Annotated in this window: 1 protein-coding gene; it reads left to right on the top strand. The window is 41.3% G+C overall.

Features of this window, described 5'->3' with window-relative positions; all coding sequences use genetic code 11:
* Nucleotides 1-1,089: c-type cytochrome (locus CXF78_RS01490; protein ID WP_145991331.1), on the top strand; the 1,089-nt coding region annotated here is incomplete at both ends.

Raw genomic sequence — 1,089 nt, 5'->3', positions numbered from 1 at the left:
GGCACAAAGCCCGGCAGTCACGTCACAAGAGATATCACACGAGACATCACCAGATCTTTTAAAACAAACACGACAAATTCTTCAATTAGCTGAATACATTGGTGTTGATTATTCAGAAGCCGTAACCGAAGGTAGTATCTCTAATCCAGATGAATTTGCTGAAATGCAGCAATTCGCTAGCATCATTACCGAAAAAACAAACCTGCTCGCCAATGATGTGCCAAATTCATTAACGGCCGATGCATTACAATTACAGCAATCCATTGCTGACAAATCATCACTGGATGTTATTCAAGGGCTTAGCCAAAAAATACGTAACCAGTTATTAAGCCAGTCTCCAGCATTAGTGTTACCAACACAGCTTTTAGCTAAAGAGAATGTTAAACAGCTGTTTATCGAAAATTGTTCAACGTGTCATGGTGATTTAGGCCAAGGCGATGGACCACTGGCCAAATCATTGTCACCAGAACCAACCAACTTTACTGATCAAGAACGTGCATTAAACCGTTCATTATTGGGGCTTTATGATGCGATTTCAGATGGTTTAGATGGCAGTGCGATGCGTGCTTTTAGTGAGTTAAATGATCAACAGCGTTGGTCACTGGCTTTCTATGTTGGTAGTTTAGCTTTTGAGCCAACAGCAATTACCACGAAGCACATCGAGAATGATGCAAATATTGAATTACAACAGTGGGTCAATAGCAATCCAACCCAGTTAATTCAGCAAAATGTCGAAATTGATAAAGCTCAATTAGCATTACTCCGTTCACAACCTGAGTTACTGTTTCAACATGCTGACTCGCCTATTTCGGTAGCCCGCACTAACTTACAGGCTGCTGTAAAAGCATATCAAGCCAATGAGTTAGCACAAGCGCAAACCTTAGCCGTTAGCGCCTATCTCGACGGTTTTGAATTAATTGAGAACAATTTAGATGCTCACGACAGTAGTTTGCGTAAATCGATTGAAAGCCAGCTGCTTAATTTTAGAAACATCCTAAAAACAGCAGGACAGGATAACCAGGTAAATCAACAGTTAACCAGTATACTGGCTCAGCTGGACCAAGCGGACACACTACTAACGGGACAATC

Source organism: Shewanella sp. 11B5, assembly GCF_002836795.1.
Taxonomy (GTDB): Bacteria; Pseudomonadota; Gammaproteobacteria; order Enterobacterales; family Shewanellaceae; genus Shewanella; species Shewanella frigidimarina.
Note: the sequence above shows the minus strand (reverse complement) of the source record. Positions and strands in the feature narration are given on the sequence as shown.